This window comes from Leisingera aquaemixtae (assembly GCF_006740765.1).
Taxonomy (GTDB): domain Bacteria; phylum Pseudomonadota; class Alphaproteobacteria; order Rhodobacterales; family Rhodobacteraceae; genus Leisingera; species Leisingera aquaemixtae.
Window position 1 is genome coordinate 1023593 of sequence record NZ_CP041159.1, and the last position, 15191, is coordinate 1038783.

Sequence of the window (15191 nt, forward strand, 5' to 3'; positions counted from 1 at the left end):
CAGCAGACGGCGAATCCCTTGCAGTTCTGTCGGGCGCTAACATTTGTGCGGTTTTCCGCACAAAGGCAGAAGCACCTTGTGCGGGATTTCGCACAGCTTTTGATCCGCTTCGCCAAGCTGCATCCAGAGGTCATCGTAACTGACTGTCAAATTGGGAAAATTCCGGGCGGCGGGTGATTCCCGAATCAAAACTTGAGCGGCTTTCCGCAACTTGGGATGCTCTGAGCGGGCTTCAGCCATGCGCTGAGGGCAACATAGAATTTTCTGATGATTTTTCTGGGAGGAAAGACATGAAATTCCTGACCACTGCTGCGACCGCACTGGCACTGGCCGTTTCCGCAGGCGCCGCAAGCGCGGCCTGTGACGACGGCGAAATCGTGGTGAAGTTCAGCCACGTCACCAACACCGACAAGCACCCCAAGGGGATTGCCGCGTCGCTGCTGGAAAAGCGCGTGAACGAGGAAATGAACGGCACCATGTGCATGGAGGTCTATCCGAACTCCACGCTGTATAACGACAACAAGGTGCTGGAAGCGATGCTGCAGGGCGACGTGCAGCTGGCCGCGCCGTCCTTGTCGAAGTTCGAGAAGTTCACCAAGCAGTTCCGCCTGTTCGACCTGCCGTTCATGTTCAAAAACATCGAAGCGGTGGACACGTTCCAGGCGTCTGAAACCGGCCAGGAGATGCTGAATTCGATGCAGCGCCGCGGCCTGCAGGGGCTGGCCTATTGGCACAACGGCATGAAGCAGATGTCGGCCAACAAGCCGCTGGTCGAGCCGTCGGACGCCAACGGGCTGAAGTTCCGCGTGCAGTCCTCTGACGTGCTGGTGGCGCAGATGGAAGCGATTGGCGGCTCGCCCCAGAAGATGGCGTTCTCCGAAGTTTACGGCGCGCTGCAGCAGGGTGTTGTGGACGGGCAGGAAAACACCTGGTCCAACATCTACGGCAAGAAGTTCTTTGAGGTGCAGGACGGCGTGACCGAGACCAACCACGGTGCGCTGGATTACCTGGTGGTGACTTCGGTCGACTGGCTGGACAGCCTGGAGCCGGAGGTGCGCGACCAGTTCCTGACCATCCTGAACGAAGTGACCGCAGTGCGGAACGCCGAATCCACCAAGGTGAACGCCGAGGCCAAGCAGTCGATCATCGACGCCGGCGGCGTGGTGCGTGAACTGACACCTGAGCAGCGCGCGTCCTGGGTCGAGGCGATGAAGCCGGTGTGGGAGAAATTCGCAGGCGACGTCGGCCAGGAGAAGATCGACGCCGCGCAAGCCATCAACGCAGGCCTGTAAGGCAGGCCGCTGCGGGGTGCCCGGTGCGGGCGCCCCGTGATCGCGGGCGGCGCGGGGATCCGCCGCCTGCACCCTTACTTTCCGCAAAACTTGGGAGGCAGCCATGGCGGGGTCCAGAACCGGCCCGAGCGGGCTTATCAACTCACTCGAAGAAACCCTGATCGCGCTCCTCCTGGGGCTGATGACGGTGATCACATTTGCCAATGTGATTGCGCGGTTTGTGTTTAATTCCAACATTCTATGGGCGCTGGAGCTGACGGTGTTCCTGTTTGCCTGGCTGGTGCTGCTGGGCGCGTCGTATGCGGTGAAAACCCATGCGCATCTGGGCGTCGATGCCATAGTCAACATGCTGGCGCCGGGCGCGCGCAAGGCGGTGGCGCTGTTTGCCGCCGCCTGCTGCATCGTGTTCTCGCTGCTGCTGCTGAAGGGCGCCTATGACTACTGGGCGGTGTTTGCCGACCTGCCGCCGACCTCTGGCCGCTGGTTCCCGACCGGGTTCGACATGAAGGCGCGCAGCCAGAGTTTTTATGAGGTGCAGGACGTGCCGATGGTGGCGGTCTTCAAGTTCCTGGAGGACCTGATCAACTACGGCGACTCCTACGAAAAACTGCCGAAAGTGGTGCCTTACGTGGTGCTGCCGGTGTCGATGCTGCTGCTGGTGTTCCGCTTCATCCAGGCGGCGTTCCAGATTGCCCGCGGCGAGGCCGACCGGCTGGTGGCGAGCCATGAGGTCGAGGACGAAATTGCAGAAGTGCAGGCGCAGCGCGGGGAGCATGACTGATGGAAGTGGTAATCCTCTTTGCGATGGTGATTGGCCTGTTGCTGATCGGGGTGCCGATTGCGGTGTCGCTGGGCCTCAGCTCGACCATCTTTCTGCTGATCTATTCGGACAGCTCGCTGGCGAGCGTCGCGGGTACGCTGTTTGAGGCCTTTGAAGGGCATTTCACCCTGCTGGCGATCCCGTTCTTCATCCTCGCCTCCAGCTTCATGACCACCGGCGGCGTGGCGCGGCGGATCATCCGCTTCTCCATCGCCTGTGTCGGGCATCTGCCGGGCGGTCTGGCGATTGCGGGCGTCTTTGCCTGTATGCTGTTTGCCGCGCTGTCGGGGTCGTCGCCGGCCACCGTGGTGGCGATCGGCTCCATCGTGATCGCAGGCATGCGGCAGGTGGGCTACACCAAGGAGTTCGCTGCCGGTGTGATCTGCAACGCAGGCACCCTGGGCATCCTGATCCCGCCGTCGATCGTGATGGTGGTCTATGCGGCGGCGGTTGAGGTTTCGGTGGGCCGGATGTTCCTGGCCGGGGTCATCCCGGGCCTGCTGGCGGGCCTGTTCCTGATGGTCACCATCTATGTGATGGCCAAGGTCAAGAACCTGCCCAAAGGCGAGTGGAGGGGCTGGGGCGAGATCATCACCTCGGGCCGCGAAGCCGGCTGGGGGCTGTTCCTGATCGTGATCATCCTGGGCGGCATCTATGGCGGCATCTTCACCCCGACCGAGGCGGCGGCGGTGGCGGCAGTCTATGCGTTCCTGATCGCGAGCTTTGTCTACAAGGACATGGGGCCGCTGTCGAACGGCGAAGGCGCACCGAAGACGCCGCTGATCAAGAAGCCTTATGCGCTGGTCACGGCGTTCTTCCATAGCGACACCAAGCACACGCTGTTCGAGGCGGGCAAGCTGACGGTGACGCTGCTGTTCGTGATCGCCAACGCGCTGATCCTGAAGCATGTGCTGACCGATGAGCAGGTGCCGCAGCATATCGCCAATGCGATGCTGTCGGCAGGTTTCGGCCCGGTGATGTTCCTGATCGTCGTCAACGTGATCCTGCTGATCGGCGGCCAGTTCATGGAGCCCTCGGGCTTGCTGGTCATCGTAGCACCCCTGGTGTTCCCAATCGCCATCGAGCTGGGCATCGACCCGATCCATCTGGGCATCATCATGGTAGTGAACATGGAGATCGGCATGATCACCCCGCCGGTCGGCCTGAACCTGTTTGTGACCTCAGGCGTGGCGGGCATGCCGATGATGGGGGTGGTGCGCGCGGCGCTGCCGTTCCTGGCGGTGCTGTTCGTCTTCCTGATCCTGATCACCTATGTGCCCTGGCTGTCGACAGTGCTGCCAAATGCGGTGATGGGGCCGGAGATCATAACGAAGTAGCTTTAAGGCAAAAAGAAACGCCCCGGGAAACCGGGGCGTTTTTCGTTTCAGGGGAGGGGCGCTGCCCCGCAGGATTGAATTGGAAGAGGGGCGCTGCCCCGCAGGTTTGAGTTGGAAGAGGGGCGCTGCCCCTCTTGGCCCTTGGCCAATTCACCCCGGAGTATTTAGGGGAAAGATGAAGCCCAGGCAGATTTCATCTTTCCAAAAATACTCAAATCCAACGCCCGCGCTGCTGCGCGCCGGTCAGCTGGCTTCCAGCGCGGCAATGATCGGGGAGAAATCTGCGGCCTTGAGGCTGGCGCCGCCCACAAGTGCGCCGTCGACGTTGGAGACGGCAAAGATCTCCGCGGCGTTGGAGGGCTTGACCGAACCGCCGTAGAGCAGGCGGATGCTGTCTGCGGTCCCGGCGCCGAAGCGGGCGGTGAGCTCGGCGCGCAGGAAATCGTGGACCTCGGCGATCTGTTCCAGCGTCGGCACCTTGCCGGTGCCGATGGCCCAGACCGGTTCATAGGCGATCACGGTGTTTGCGCCGGTGGCATTGGCGGGCACGGAGCCTGCGAGCTGTGTGCCGGCCACCTTGAGCGTGTCGCCGGCCTCGCGTTCCGCAAGGGTTTCGCCGATGCAGATGACGGCGGTGAGGCCTTCGGCCATCGCGGCCTCCGCCTTGGCGCAGACCTGGGCGTCGGTCTCGCTGTGGTCGGCGCGGCGTTCGGAATGGCCGAGGATCACGGCGGAGGCGCCTGCATCCTTGAGCATGGCAGCGGACAGATCGCCGGTATGGGCGCCGGAGGCCCTTGCGTGGCAGTCCTGGCCGCCGATGGCGATGCCCCGGGCGGCTTCTGCGGCGCGCGACAACAGGGTTGCGGGCGGGCAGATCAGGATGTCTGCGGCCGGGGCGGGGTGGCTTTCCGCGAGCGCTGCGAGCTCGGCCAGGGCCGCGCCGGTGCCGTTCATTTTCCAGTTGCCTGCTGCCAGTTTACGCCGCATGGGGGAGTGCCTCCGAATGTCCTGTCTGGGCGTGACTGGTAGCACCGGCAGCCGGGCGGCGCAATTCGCTTGGGCGGGGCAGGGCGATGCAAAAAGGGCGGGGAAGACCCCGCCCGCCGGTTTTGTCCTGGCAGCATTGGCTTAGTTGCCGGGAACCTCCTTGAAGGAGATCGACTCGCCGCAGCCGCAGGCCTCGGCCACGTTGGGGTTGTTGAATTTGAAACCGCTTTCCAGGAGCGACACCTCATAGTCGATTTCGGTGCCGAACAGGAACATCTGCGCCATCGGCGCGATCAGGATGCGGGCGCCGTCCTGTTCCACAACCTCGTCATTCGGGGCGGGCTCATCGACGTATTCCATGGTGTATTCCATGCCCGCACAGCCGCCTTTCTTGACGCCGATGCGCAGGCCGGCATGGCCGTCCTTCTGCATCAGCCTGGCGATCTGCGCCGCTGCCTTGGGCGTCATTGTCACAGCTTGCTTGCCGGGAATTCCAAACATCCGGGTCTCCAAAAGTCGCGCGTTGCTTAGTATCTAGGAGCGCCGTGCCGCGGTCTCAAGGGCGCGCGGGCAGCGGACCGGCGCATCAGCGATGCCGCCCGGGGGCGGGCGCGCCCCAAAAGGCTTACATGAAGCCCAGTTCGAGGCGGGCCTCGTCGGACATCATCTCCATGCCCCAGGGCGGCTCCCAGGTGAGCTGCACGTCAACGCTTTTGACGCCGGGCACCGGCGATACCGCATCAACGATCCAGCCCGGCATCTCGCCCGCCACCGGGCAGCCCGGCGCGGTCAGGGTCATGATGATCTTGACGTCGTTCTCGTCGTTGATGCTGATCGTGTAGATCAGCCCCAGTTCGTAGATGTTCACCGGGATTTCCGGGTCATAGACGGTGCGGCAGGCCTCGGCCACGGCCTCGTACAGCGGGTGGCTGACGGAGGAGGGCGCGATCAGCGGTGCGCCTTCGAGCGGTTCTGAAGGGTTGGTCATGATGGTCCCGGTCTGATTATCCGACGGTTTATATAGGAAATATGCGGCCCGGCGTCCAGAGGCGCTGGGCGCCGCCGCCGGAATGATCTGCCGCCGGGCTGTGCGGGCGGGTTTGATTTGGCGGGTCTGCGCGCTAAATCGTTGCTTCCCCATAATGAAATTGAAAGCTGCCTGGATGCAGCGGCCGGATGCCGCATGCCGGCCGGACCGTGGTGCCTGGCAGTAACGGGGGAGGGAGAGCCATGCCTGAGCCGAGTATGCCTGCACGGGCTGCCGCGATTGCTGGGCCGGCGCTTGCCGCGCTCCTGGGGACCGCCGCCGCGGCCCAGGATCTGAGCGGCTGGCGCTGGCAGCTGACGCCGTTTGTGCTGGCGCCCTCGGTCGAGAGCACGACAGAACTGGGCCGGGCTGCCGGGGATGTGTCATTTGAGGCAAGCGACGTGTTCGATCAGCTGCAGGCGGGCGGAATGCTGCAGTTCGAGGGCGTCCACAGCAGCCGGTTCGGGTTCCGGCTGCGGTATGCGCTGCTGGATGCCGATGCCACCGGCAGCAGCCCTGCCGGGGCGCTGCCTGTGACCTATGATCAGAATGTGGCAGAAGCGGTGGTGACCTACAGTTTCGGGCGCGGCCGGGACAGTTTCCAGCTGTTCGGGGGCGTGCGCCATTGGGATGTGGATGTGATTGCCGGCGTGCCCGGCGGCAGCGTGCGGCAGGGGGCGGAATGGACCGACCCGATTGCCGGGCTGCGCTGGCAGCGGCGCGTGTCGCCGGAGTTCAGCATCCTGCTGGAGGGCGACATCGGCGGCTTCGGCGCCGGGTCGGACCAGAGCTGGTCGGCGATGGGCGGGCTGGTCTATGACCGCTGGGAGCGCGCCTCGATCTATGTGATGTACCGCGGGCTGGGGGTGGATTACCAGGAGGGCACCCGCGGCACCGGCAGTTTCTTCCGCCATGATGCGGTGACCCATGGCCTGCTGGCGGGCATCGGGTTCAAGTTCTGAGGGCGGGCGGCAGCGCGGCGGCCCGCCCGCCGGATCAGTCGTTGATATCGCGGTCGAAGGTTTTGACCTGGCCCTTGGGCAGGGCAAACAGCCGTTTCAGCAGCAGCCAGGCGGCCAGCGACAGGCCGGCAAAGATCAGCAGCAGCAGGGGCAGGCCCCAGCTGGCGCCGGACACCAGCAGCAGCAGCGCCACAGCGGCGGCGCCGATGGCGAAGCCGAGGAAGACAAAGCCGGGCGCCAGGACTTCGAGGATGCCCAGCACCAGCGCTGCCGCGGCCCAGACCCACCAGAGCGTCCAGAAGCCATCTGCCATCACTTGCTTCCTTTCAGCAGCTTGAAGGCATCGCCAAAGGCTTCCAGCGCGTGGGCCGGGACCAGAATGGTCTGCTTGCCTTCACCCTTGCCAAGGGCGTTGAGCGATTCCACCTGTTTGAGAGCGACCTGGTACCGGGCGGCCTCGAGGCCATTTTCGGCAATCGCCTTGGCGACAACCTGGGTCGCGTAGGCCTCAGCCTCGGCCTGGATGCGGCGGGCCTTGGCGGTCTGCTCGGCGGCGTACAGCTCGGCATCGGCCTGCAGCTCGACCGCGCGCTTCTGGCCCTCGGCCTTGGTCACCTCGGCCCGGCGGGCGCGTTCGGCGTTGAGCTGCTGCAGCATGGCGTCGCGGGTGGCCTGGTCGAGGTTCACATCCAGGATCTCGGCGCGGGTCACTTCGATGCCCCAGTCATCCACCGCGCTTTCGACGCTTTCCTGGATGCGGGAAATCAGCTGGGCGCGGTTCGACTGCACCTCGTCCAGATCCATCTTGCCGATCTCGGCGCGCACGATGCCGGCCACGGTGGTGGCAATGGCGCCGTCCACATCGCGGATCCGGTAGACGGTCTTTTCCGGTTCAAGGATGCGGTAGAACACGGAGGTGTCGATCTGCACCAGCACGTTGTCCTTGGTGATCGCGTCCTGGGTGGCGTTCGGGAGCTGGCGCTCCAGGATCGAGATCTTGTGGCGGGCCACGTCGAGAAGGGGCACGATGAAGTTGATGCCGGGCCCCAGCACCGAATGCAGGCGGCCGAAGCGCTCGACCACGTATTTCTCCGACTGGGGCACGATCTTGACCCCCTTGAGCGCGACGATGATCAGCAGGAGGGCGCCCAGCAGATAGAGAAGATTACCGGACAAGAGGTCGAGCAGGTCGTTTTCGGTCATGAATCTGCCTTCTGTTTCAAGCTTCTGCGCGCAGGATTGTGCGGGCGCGCGGGGGAGGTCAAGGGGAACCTCGGATCAGGAGGCGGCGGGTTTGAGGCGCCGCATCGGGGCCGGGCGGACCCGGTCTTCGATCTCGTTATAGATCAGCGCGGCGATGTTCTTGGCGGAGGTCTTTTCGATCCCCTCCAGCCCGGGGGAGGAATTCACCTCCAGCACCTTGGGGCCGGTGGCGGACCGCAGCAGGTCGACGCCCGCCACATTGAGGCCGAAGGCGCGGGCGGCGCGCACGGCGGTGCTGCGCTCTTCCTTGGTGATGCGCACCGGGGTGGCGCTGCCGCCAAGGTGAAGGTTGGAGCGGAAATCGCCCTCGGCACCGGAGCGTTTCATCGCTGCCACCACCTTGGCGCCGACCACGAAGCAGCGGATGTCCTCGCCCGCGGCTTCCTTGACGAACTGCTGCACCAGGAAGTTGGCCTGGAGGCCGCGGAAGGCAGTGATCACGCTTTCGGCGGCCTTCTTGGTTTCCGCCAGCACCACGCCTTTTCCCTGCGTGCTCTCCAACAGCTTGACGATCAAGGGCGCGCCGCCGGCGATGCCGATCAGATTGGCGGTGTCCTTGGGCGAGGCGGCAAAGGCGGTGGCGGGCATGCCGATCTTGTTGCGGGCCAGCACCTGATGCGCGTGCAGCTTGTCGCGGCTGGCGGTGATGCCTTCGGAGCCGTTGACGCAGAAGGTGCCGAGCGCCTCGAACTGGCGCAGGAGCGCGGTGCCGTATTGGGTGACCGAGGCGCCGACGCGCGGGATCACCGCGTCATAGCGGGGCAGGCGCTTGCCGTCATAGTGGATTTCCGGCGCCAGCGCGTTGATCGCCATGTAGCAGCGGGTGGTGTTGATCACCTCGACCGTGTGGCCGCGCTTTTCGCCTTCTTCGACCAGGCGGCGGGTGGAGTAATTGTCCTCGCGGCTGAGCACGGCGATGCGCAGGGCGCGTTTGGGGGCGGTCTTGCGGATGCTGGCGGAGGAATAGACCGAGTAGTCGAGCTGCGGCTGGCAGAAGCGTTCGCCCGGCACCACGGTCATGTTCTCGGTCAGCGCCTGGCGGCCCAGCAGCATGTGTTTGGCCATGCCGCGCCGGTCGGTCAGCGTGAGTTCGACCGTCCAGGTCTGGCCCGCAACCTCCAGCTTGGTCTGGATCACGTAGCGCATTTCCTTTTCGCCGTTGGACGAGGTGACTTCGCGGCGGTCGGTGATCGGGGCGGAGCAGGGGATCTCCAGGTCGTACTGGCCGGGGATCGGGTGCACCATGAAGCGCACCTTGGGGGCGTTCTGCGGCCCGAAAGTTTCGATCTCAGTGGCGTGCAGCGAGGAGGTGCGGGCCCCGGTGTCGACCTTGGCGCGCAGCGCGGGCAGCCCCAGTTCCGGCAGGCTGACCCACTCCTCCCACCCGAGTTTCAGTTGCGGCGCCGGGTCTGCTGTGGACATGCGCGGGGCTCCTTGGCATTAGGGGGAATCGCCGCCTTTCAAATGCGGCAGAGAAGCGCAGGAATACGATATGGCTACCCTTTTCAACTTCGAAATGAAAGCAACGGACGGGAAAGCGCGCACCGGCGTCATCCAGACGCCGCGCGGCGAGATCCGCACGCCTGCCTTCATGCCGGTTGGCACGGCTGCAACCGTGAAGGCGATGATGCCGGAAAGCGTGCGCGCGACCGGGGCCGACATCCTGCTGGGCAATACCTATCACCTGATGCTGCGTCCGACGGCGGAGCGGATCGACCGGCTGGGCGGCCTGCACAAGTTCATGAACTGGGAGCGGCCGATCCTGACCGACTCGGGCGGGTTCCAGGTGATGTCGCTGGCGGGCCTGCGCAAGCTGACCGAGAAGGGCGTGACGTTCAAATCCCATATCGACGGCTCCCGGCATGAGCTGACGCCGGAACGCTCGATGGAGATCCAGCGGCTTTTGGGGTCTGACATCGTGATGTGTTTCGACGAATGCCCGGCGCTGCCGGCGGACCGCGACCGGATTGCTGAAAGCATGCGGCTGTCGATGCGCTGGGCGGAGCGGTCGCGCGAGGCCTTCGGAGACCGTCCGGGGCACGCGCTGTTCGGCATCCAGCAGGGCGGTCTGGAGCGGGACTTCCGCGAGGAAAGCGCCGAGGCGCTGAAGGCCATCGGCTTTGACGGCTATGCCGTCGGCGGCCTGGCGGTGGGCGAGGGGCAGGAGGCGATGTTCGGCTGCCTGGACTTTGCGCCGGACATGCTGCCGGAGGACAAACCGCGCTACCTGATGGGCGTGGGCAAGCCCGACGACATCGTCGGCGCGGTGGCGCGCGGCATCGACATGATGGACTGCGTGCTGCCGTCGCGCTCGGGGCGCACCGGGCAGGCGTTCACCCGCTATGGCGTAGTGAACATCAAGAACGCCCGGCACCAGGACGACCCGCGGCCTTTGGATGAGCAGTGCAGCTGCCCGGCCTGCTCGAACTACTCCCGCGCCTACCTGCACCATGTATTCCGTTCGAACGAGATGATCTCGGGCATGCTGCTGACCTGGCACAACCTGCATTACTTCCAGGAGATCATGGGAGGAATGCGGGAGGCGATTGCCGCAGGCACGTTTGAGGCCTGGCAGAAGGACTTCCACGACACCCGCGCGCAAGGCGATATCGAGCGGTTGTGAACGGGCGCGGCTGAACAGTCACTGTGCGCGGGCGGGCAGGTTCTGTGGCTGACGCCCGGTTGAAAGCGCGGGGCGGAGTGCTCAGGTCATTCCGGCAACGTTCCTGTTGCTGGACACTTTGACCGGAGGGACATCCCCGTGAGCCAAGAACTGTTTTCCGCCACCACCGCTGGCGCAATCGCGTTGAGCAACCGCATTGTCATGGCGCCGCTGACCCGCAACCGGGCTGATGACGAAACCGGCGAGGTGCTGGACCGGCATGCGGAATACTATGCCCAGCGGGCGGGCGCCGGCCTGATCATCACCGAGGGCAGCCAGATCAGCCCCGAGGGCAAGGGGTATATCCAGACCCCGGGCATTCACACCGCGGCGCAGGCTGCGGCCTGGCGCAAGGTCACGGATGCGGTCCACGCCAAGGGCGGCAAGATCGTTATCCAGCTGTGGCATGTCGGGCGTATCACACATGACTCGCTGCTGCCCGGGGGCACCAGGGCTGTGTCCTCCACCGATGCCGCGGCAGAGGCGCAGACGTTCACCCATGAAGGGTTCGTGCCGACGGCCAAGCCGCAGGCGCTGAGCGCGGAAGACATCCAGCGGGTGATTGCCGACTTTGTGCAGGCCGCGAAATACGCCAAGGACGCGGGGTTTGACGGTGTCGAGCTGCATGCGGCCAACGGCTATCTTCTGGAGCAGTTCCTGAAGGACGGGGTGAACACCCGCACCGATGCCTATGGCGGCTCCCCGGAAAACCGCGCCCGCATCGTTTTCGAGATTCTTGACGCGCTGCAGACGGTCTGGGAGGCCGGCCGCATCGGCCTGCGCCTGTCGCCGTTTGCCACCTTCAACGATGTGTCCGACAGCGATCCCGTGGGTCATTACGCGCCGCTAATCCAGAAACTGAACTCCTATGGCCTGGCCTATTTGCACATGGTCGAAGGCGAGACCGGCGGCGCCCGGGCCGGGGATTTTGACACCCTGCGGAAGATGTACGCCGGCACCTATATGGCCAACAACGGCTATGACCGCGGCACCGCGCTGGCGCGGACCGCCTCGGGCGAGGCTGACCTGGTGGCCTTCGGCCGCCCCTTCATCGCCAACCCGGATCTGGTGAACCGGCTGGCAGCAAACGCGCCGCTGAACGAAGGCGATCCGGACACTTTCTATGGCGGCGGAGATGAGGGGTACACCGACTACCCGGTGATGCAGCAGGCGGCTGAATAGCGCTGCTGCCCTGATCAGGGGCCGGCGGCGGGGCAGCGAACGCCCGGCCGCCGGTGCCATTTCAGCGGGTTTCGGCGCGCCCGTTCACCTGTTGTGAAGACCCTGTCTGCTACCCTCGCGCAAAAGCGGGGAGGATGGCGATGACCTGGTTGCGCGCATTTGTTCTGGCGGTTCTGCTGGGAAGCTCGCCGGCGGCTGAGGCTCAGACTGCGGACGCCGCCCGCTCTCCCGGATCGCTGGCGGAGGCATCAGGTTTTTTCAAGGCGCCGCCGCTGGATGGCTGCACCCTCACGCTGGAGGAACTGGTCAAGGGCAAGTCCAGCGCCTTGCGCGGGCGCTGGATCATGAAAAAGGGACCGGGCGAAATGGGTCTGGTCTCGGCCGGGCGGGTCGAAATGCAGCCGATGCCGCAGCGCAGCGGCGAAATTCTGTCGCTGGATTTCAGGAACGGCCGGCTGGTGGCGGGATCGCCCGTGCTGGGGTTCATGCCGGTCGCGGTTGAGGACCGCGCGCCGCCGGCGCCGGGCAGCGGGCTGCGGGCCGAAAGCGCCGGCCGCGGCGACCTGCCGGACGATGCGGAGGTGTTTCTGGACGAGATCGCCCTGGGCCCCTTGCCCTGCGGACCGGATCAGCTGCTGCGTCTGAACATTCAGGCGCAGCAGGACACCGGAACGGGGCATGTTTTGCAGCAGACATACCGATTGTTCTTGATCGATCAGTCGCGAATGAGCGGCACCTACAGCGAGACCGGGGCACCAGGCCGCATAGAGCGCGGCCTGGTGACGCTGGTGCGGCGCTGAATGGCGGAATCCGCCATGCTGACTGGCCGGATCCGGCGCCTGCTCAGGCGCGTTAGCGCTTTGGTCACCCTCCGGTCATTTGCGCCTTGTGGTCCGGGCGCGCTGCGGGCAAGGTGGGGCCAACCAAGCGGCGGGCAGGTTGAAAATCATTAACCATCCCCCCAGATAAAGACATCCAATGAGGAGACGCGCCAAGTGCTGCCGGGACCGGGGCCGGGCCGTCTTGCCAAGCAAAGGACCGAGTATGCAAGAGCCACTCAATTCCTCCTATCCCGTGCTGCCGCTGCGCGATATCGTGGTGTTCCCCCACATGATCGTGCCGCTGTTCGTGGGCCGGGAAAAATCGGTGCGCGCCCTGGAAGAGGTGATGGCGGACGACAAGCAGATCCTGCTGTCGAGCCAGATCGACCCCTCCGAGGACGACCCGGAAACCGATAGCATTTACACCGTCGGCGTGCTGGCCAACGTGCTGCAGCTGCTGAAGCTGCCCGATGGCACCGTCAAGGTGCTGGTCGAGGGCCAGACCCGGGTCAAGATCACCGAATTCCTGGAAAACGACGACTACTTCGAGGCGAAGGCCGAGGAGCTGGCGGAAATGCCTGGCGACGTCACCACCACCGAGGCGCTGGTGCGCACCGTGGGCGACGAGTTCGAGCGCTATGCCAAGGTGCGCAAGAACATCCCCGAGGAAGCGCTGTCTGCCGTGGGCGAGACCGCTGAACCGGCCAAGCTGGCCGATCTGGTGGCGGGCCACCTGGGCATTGACGTCGACCGCAAGCAGGAGCTTTTGGAAACCCTCTCCGTCAGCGAGCGGCTGGAGAAGGTCTATGGCCTGATGCAGGGCGAGCTGTCGGTTCTGCAGGTCGAAAAGAAGATCAAGACCCGCGTCAAATCCCAGATGGAGAAGACCCAGCGCGAGTACTATCTGAATGAGCAGATGAAGGCCATTCAGAAGGAGCTGGGCGACGGCGAGGAAGGCGCAGGCGAAATCGCTGAGCTGGAAGAGAAGATCGCCGCGACCAAGCTGTCGAAAGAGGCGCGCGAAAAGGCGGATGCGGAGCTGAAGAAGCTCAAGAACATGTCGCCGATGTCGGCGGAAGCCACGGTGGTGCGCAACTACCTCGACTGGATGCTGTCGATCCCGTGGGGCACCAAGTCGCGCGTCAAGAAAGACCTGAACAAGGCGCAGGAGATCCTGGACGCGGATCACTACGGGCTGGAGAAGGTCAAGGAGCGGATCGTCGAATATCTGGCGGTGCAGCAGCGCTCGGCCAAGCTGAAGGGGCCGATCCTGTGCCTCGTCGGCCCGCCGGGCGTGGGTAAGACCAGCCTGGGTAAATCGGTTGCCAAGGCCACCGGGCGCGAGTTCATCCGCATCAGCCTGGGCGGCGTGCGCGACGAATCCGAGATCCGCGGCCACCGCCGCACCTATATCGGTTCGATGCCCGGCAAGATCATCCAGGCGCTGAAGAAGGCAAAGACCACCAACCCGCTGATCCTGCTCGATGAAATCGACAAGATGGGCCAGGATTTCCGCGGCGACCCCGCCTCGGCGATGCTGGAGGTGCTGGATCCGGAACAGAACAACACCTTCATGGATCACTACCTTGAGGTGGAATACGACCTGTCGAACGTGATGTTCCTGACCACCTCGAACAGCTACAACATGCCTGGGCCGCTCCTGGACCGGATGGAGATCATTCCGCTGTCCGGCTACACCGAGGACGAAAAGCGCGAGATCGCCAAGCAGCACCTGATTTCCAAGCAGGTGAAGAACCACGGCCTGAAGGCCAAGGAGTTCGAGCTGACCGAGGACGCGGTGACCGCGATGATCCGCACCTACACCCGCGAGGCGGGGGTGCGGAACCTGGAGCGCGAGATCGCCAAGGTGGCGCGCAAATCGCTGACCAAGATCGTCAAGAAAGAGGCGGAGACCGTGACTGTCACGCCGGACAACCTCGACGAGTTCCTGGGCGTGCCCAAGTACCGGTTCGGCCTGGCCGAGAAGGAAGACCAGGTCGGTGTGGTCACCGGTCTGGCCTATACCTCCGTCGGCGGCGAGCTGCTGTCGATCGAGGCGCTGCGGCTGCCGGGCAAGGGCCGGATGAAGACCACCGGCAAGCTGGGCGATGTGATGAAGGAATCGATCGAGGCGGCGTCGTCTTATGTGCGCTCGGTCTCGCCGAAACTGGGCATCAAGCCGACGAAGTTCGACCATTGGGACATCCACGTGCACGTGCCGGAAGGCGCGACGCCCAAGGACGGCCCTTCGGCGGGTCTCGCGATGGTGACCTCCATCGTGTCGGTGCTGACCCAGATCCCGGTCCGCAAGGACATCGCGATGACCGGCGAGGTGACCCTGCGCGGCAATGCGCTGGCCATCGGCGGCCTCAAGGAGAAGCTGCTGGCGGCACTGCGCGGCGGCATCAAGACGGTGCTGATCCCGCAGGAGAACGAAAAGGACCTGCCGGAGATTCCGGACAATGTGAAGGAAGGCCTGGAGATCATCCCGGTGTCGCATGTCTCCGAAGTGCTGATGCACGCGCTGGTCTCGCAGCCTGAGCCCATCGAATGGGATGAAGCGGCTGAAGAGGCTGCCGCGGCCAAGGCGGCGCTGAAAGGCTCTGACGAGGGGGCGGGGGCAACCGCCCACTGATCCCGGCCTCAGCTTGCTGGAAAAAAGAAAGGGCGGTCCCGCGGGGCCGCCCTTTTTCAGGTGTTCTCTTCCGTTCTGGCCCTTCTGAGCGGGGCTGTTATGTCACTGGCACACCGGGCGCGCGCGCTCAGGCCGTCCTCCCGCCCGTCGCCGGCTGCGCCAGGGCGCATCCGCTCCCGTTGGGCGTGGCGCCGCACCCGGGG

14 protein-coding genes are annotated in these 15191 nt (G+C 64.7%); 8 read left to right on the forward strand and 6 right to left on the reverse strand.

All coding sequences use genetic code 11. From position 1 onward, the window contains the following. Positions 1 to 290 precede the first annotated feature (290 nt). The 3 genes from R2C4_RS06655 to R2C4_RS06665 all read left to right on the forward strand — a co-directional run bounded on the left by R2C4_RS06655 (position 291) and on the right by R2C4_RS06665 (position 3449). A complete protein-coding gene (locus R2C4_RS06655; RefSeq protein WP_141890061.1) occupies positions 291 to 1292 on the forward strand; it encodes a DctP family TRAP transporter solute-binding subunit in 1002 nt (333 codons plus the stop codon). A gap of 103 nt (positions 1293 to 1395) precedes the next feature. After that, a complete protein-coding gene (locus R2C4_RS06660; protein WP_141890062.1) occupies positions 1396 to 2073 on the forward strand; it encodes a TRAP transporter small permease in 678 nt (225 codons plus the stop codon). After that, the gene (locus R2C4_RS06665) at positions 2073 to 3449 is read left to right on the forward strand and encodes a TRAP transporter large permease (RefSeq protein WP_058287985.1); all 1377 of its coding nucleotides are present in this window, start codon (positions 2073 to 2075) and stop codon (positions 3447 to 3449) included. The genes R2C4_RS06660 and R2C4_RS06665 overlap by 1 nt, the downstream gene beginning before the upstream one ends. 243 nt (positions 3450 to 3692) lie before the next feature. On the opposite strand, the gene tpiA is transcribed toward R2C4_RS06665, so the two are convergent. From tpiA to R2C4_RS06680, 3 genes are all read right to left on the reverse strand, one after another. Then, entirely contained in the window at positions 3693 to 4436 is a 744-nt protein-coding gene (gene tpiA, locus R2C4_RS06670) for a triose-phosphate isomerase (protein WP_141890063.1), read from the reverse strand. Positions 4437 to 4577: 141 nt separating this feature from the next. Beyond that, the gene (locus R2C4_RS06675) at positions 4578 to 4937 is read right to left on the reverse strand and encodes a HesB/IscA family protein (RefSeq protein ID WP_141890064.1); all 360 of its coding nucleotides are present in this window, start codon (positions 4935 to 4937) and stop codon (positions 4578 to 4580) included. 124 nt (positions 4938 to 5061) lie between these two features. Beyond that, positions 5062 to 5424, reverse strand: a complete 363-nt coding sequence (locus tag R2C4_RS06680) for an SUF system Fe-S cluster assembly protein (RefSeq protein WP_058287988.1) — start codon at positions 5422 to 5424, stop codon at positions 5062 to 5064. A 242-nt stretch (positions 5425 to 5666) separates the two neighbouring features. Here R2C4_RS06680 and R2C4_RS06685 point away from each other — a divergent pair, with 242 nt between their 5' ends. Further along, complete coding sequence (locus R2C4_RS06685; RefSeq protein ID WP_141890065.1) at positions 5667 to 6425, forward strand: hypothetical protein; 759 nt, start codon at positions 5667 to 5669, stop codon at positions 6423 to 6425. A 34-nt stretch (positions 6426 to 6459) separates the two neighbouring features. Here R2C4_RS06685 and R2C4_RS06690 read toward each other — a convergent pair whose 3' ends face one another. The 3 genes from R2C4_RS06690 to rimK all read right to left on the reverse strand — a co-directional run bounded on the left by R2C4_RS06690 (position 6460) and on the right by rimK (position 9110). Further along, positions 6460 to 6738, reverse strand: a complete 279-nt coding sequence (locus tag R2C4_RS06690) for an NfeD family protein (RefSeq protein ID WP_141890066.1) — start codon at positions 6736 to 6738, stop codon at positions 6460 to 6462. Beyond that, positions 6738 to 7628 carry an SPFH domain-containing protein gene (locus R2C4_RS06695; RefSeq protein ID WP_141890067.1) on the reverse strand — a complete coding sequence of 297 codons (891 nt, stop codon included), beginning with the start codon at positions 7626 to 7628 and terminating at the stop codon, positions 6738 to 6740. Before R2C4_RS06695 ends, R2C4_RS06690 begins: the two co-directional genes overlap by 1 nt. Before the next feature lie 75 nt (positions 7629 to 7703). Continuing rightward, positions 7704 to 9110 carry a 30S ribosomal protein S6--L-glutamate ligase gene (gene rimK / locus R2C4_RS06700; RefSeq protein ID WP_058287991.1) on the reverse strand — a complete coding sequence of 469 codons (1407 nt, stop codon included), beginning with the start codon at positions 9108 to 9110 and terminating at the stop codon, positions 7704 to 7706. A 70-nt stretch (positions 9111 to 9180) separates the two neighbouring features. On the opposite strand from rimK, the gene tgt reads away from it, so the two are divergent. From tgt to lon, 4 genes are all read left to right on the forward strand, one after another. Continuing rightward, complete coding sequence (gene tgt / locus R2C4_RS06705) at positions 9181 to 10311, forward strand: tRNA guanosine(34) transglycosylase Tgt (protein WP_141890068.1); 1131 nt, start codon at positions 9181 to 9183, stop codon at positions 10309 to 10311. Between the two features lie 138 nt (positions 10312 to 10449). Continuing rightward, positions 10450 to 11532 carry an alkene reductase gene (locus tag R2C4_RS06710; RefSeq protein ID WP_167510244.1) on the forward strand — a complete coding sequence of 361 codons (1083 nt, stop codon included), beginning with the start codon at positions 10450 to 10452 and terminating at the stop codon, positions 11530 to 11532. 140 nt (positions 11533 to 11672) lie between these two features. Next, entirely contained in the window at positions 11673 to 12332 is a 660-nt protein-coding gene (locus tag R2C4_RS06715; RefSeq protein ID WP_244940790.1) for a hypothetical protein, read from the forward strand. Between the two features lie 244 nt (positions 12333 to 12576). Then, positions 12577 to 14988: an endopeptidase La gene (gene lon, locus R2C4_RS06720; protein ID WP_058287995.1), complete on the forward strand. Its 2412-nt coding sequence runs from the start codon at positions 12577 to 12579 to the stop codon at positions 14986 to 14988. Positions 14989 to 15191 lie beyond the last annotated feature (203 nt).

What these genes read in the sequence shown, in the direction of transcription:
- rimK (WP_058287991.1), bottom strand. Translation starts at nt 9,110, where the DNA reads ATGTCCACAGCAGACCCGGCGCCGCAACTGAAACTCGGGTGGGAGGAG.
- R2C4_RS06665 (WP_058287985.1), top strand. Translation starts at nt 2,073, where the DNA reads ATGGAAGTGGTAATCCTCTTTGCGATGGTGATTGGCCTGTTGCTGATC.
- R2C4_RS06695 (WP_141890067.1), bottom strand. Translation starts at nt 7,628, where the DNA reads ATGACCGAAAACGACCTGCTCGACCTCTTGTCCGGTAATCTTCTCTAT.
- R2C4_RS06655 (WP_141890061.1), top strand. Translation starts at nt 291, where the DNA reads ATGAAATTCCTGACCACTGCTGCGACCGCACTGGCACTGGCCGTTTCC.
- R2C4_RS06685 (WP_141890065.1), top strand. Translation starts at nt 5,667, where the DNA reads ATGCCTGAGCCGAGTATGCCTGCACGGGCTGCCGCGATTGCTGGGCCG.
- tpiA (WP_141890063.1), bottom strand. Translation starts at nt 4,436, where the DNA reads ATGCGGCGTAAACTGGCAGCAGGCAACTGGAAAATGAACGGCACCGGC.
- R2C4_RS06675 (WP_141890064.1), bottom strand. Translation starts at nt 4,937, where the DNA reads ATGTTTGGAATTCCCGGCAAGCAAGCTGTGACAATGACGCCCAAGGCA.
- R2C4_RS06690 (WP_141890066.1), bottom strand. Translation starts at nt 6,738, where the DNA reads ATGGCAGATGGCTTCTGGACGCTCTGGTGGGTCTGGGCCGCGGCAGCG.
- lon (WP_058287995.1), top strand. Translation starts at nt 12,577, where the DNA reads ATGCAAGAGCCACTCAATTCCTCCTATCCCGTGCTGCCGCTGCGCGAT.
- R2C4_RS06715 (WP_244940790.1), top strand. Translation starts at nt 11,673, where the DNA reads ATGACCTGGTTGCGCGCATTTGTTCTGGCGGTTCTGCTGGGAAGCTCG.
- tgt (WP_141890068.1), top strand. Translation starts at nt 9,181, where the DNA reads ATGGCTACCCTTTTCAACTTCGAAATGAAAGCAACGGACGGGAAAGCG.
- R2C4_RS06680 (WP_058287988.1), bottom strand. Translation starts at nt 5,424, where the DNA reads ATGACCAACCCTTCAGAACCGCTCGAAGGCGCACCGCTGATCGCGCCC.
- R2C4_RS06660 (WP_141890062.1), top strand. Translation starts at nt 1,396, where the DNA reads ATGGCGGGGTCCAGAACCGGCCCGAGCGGGCTTATCAACTCACTCGAA.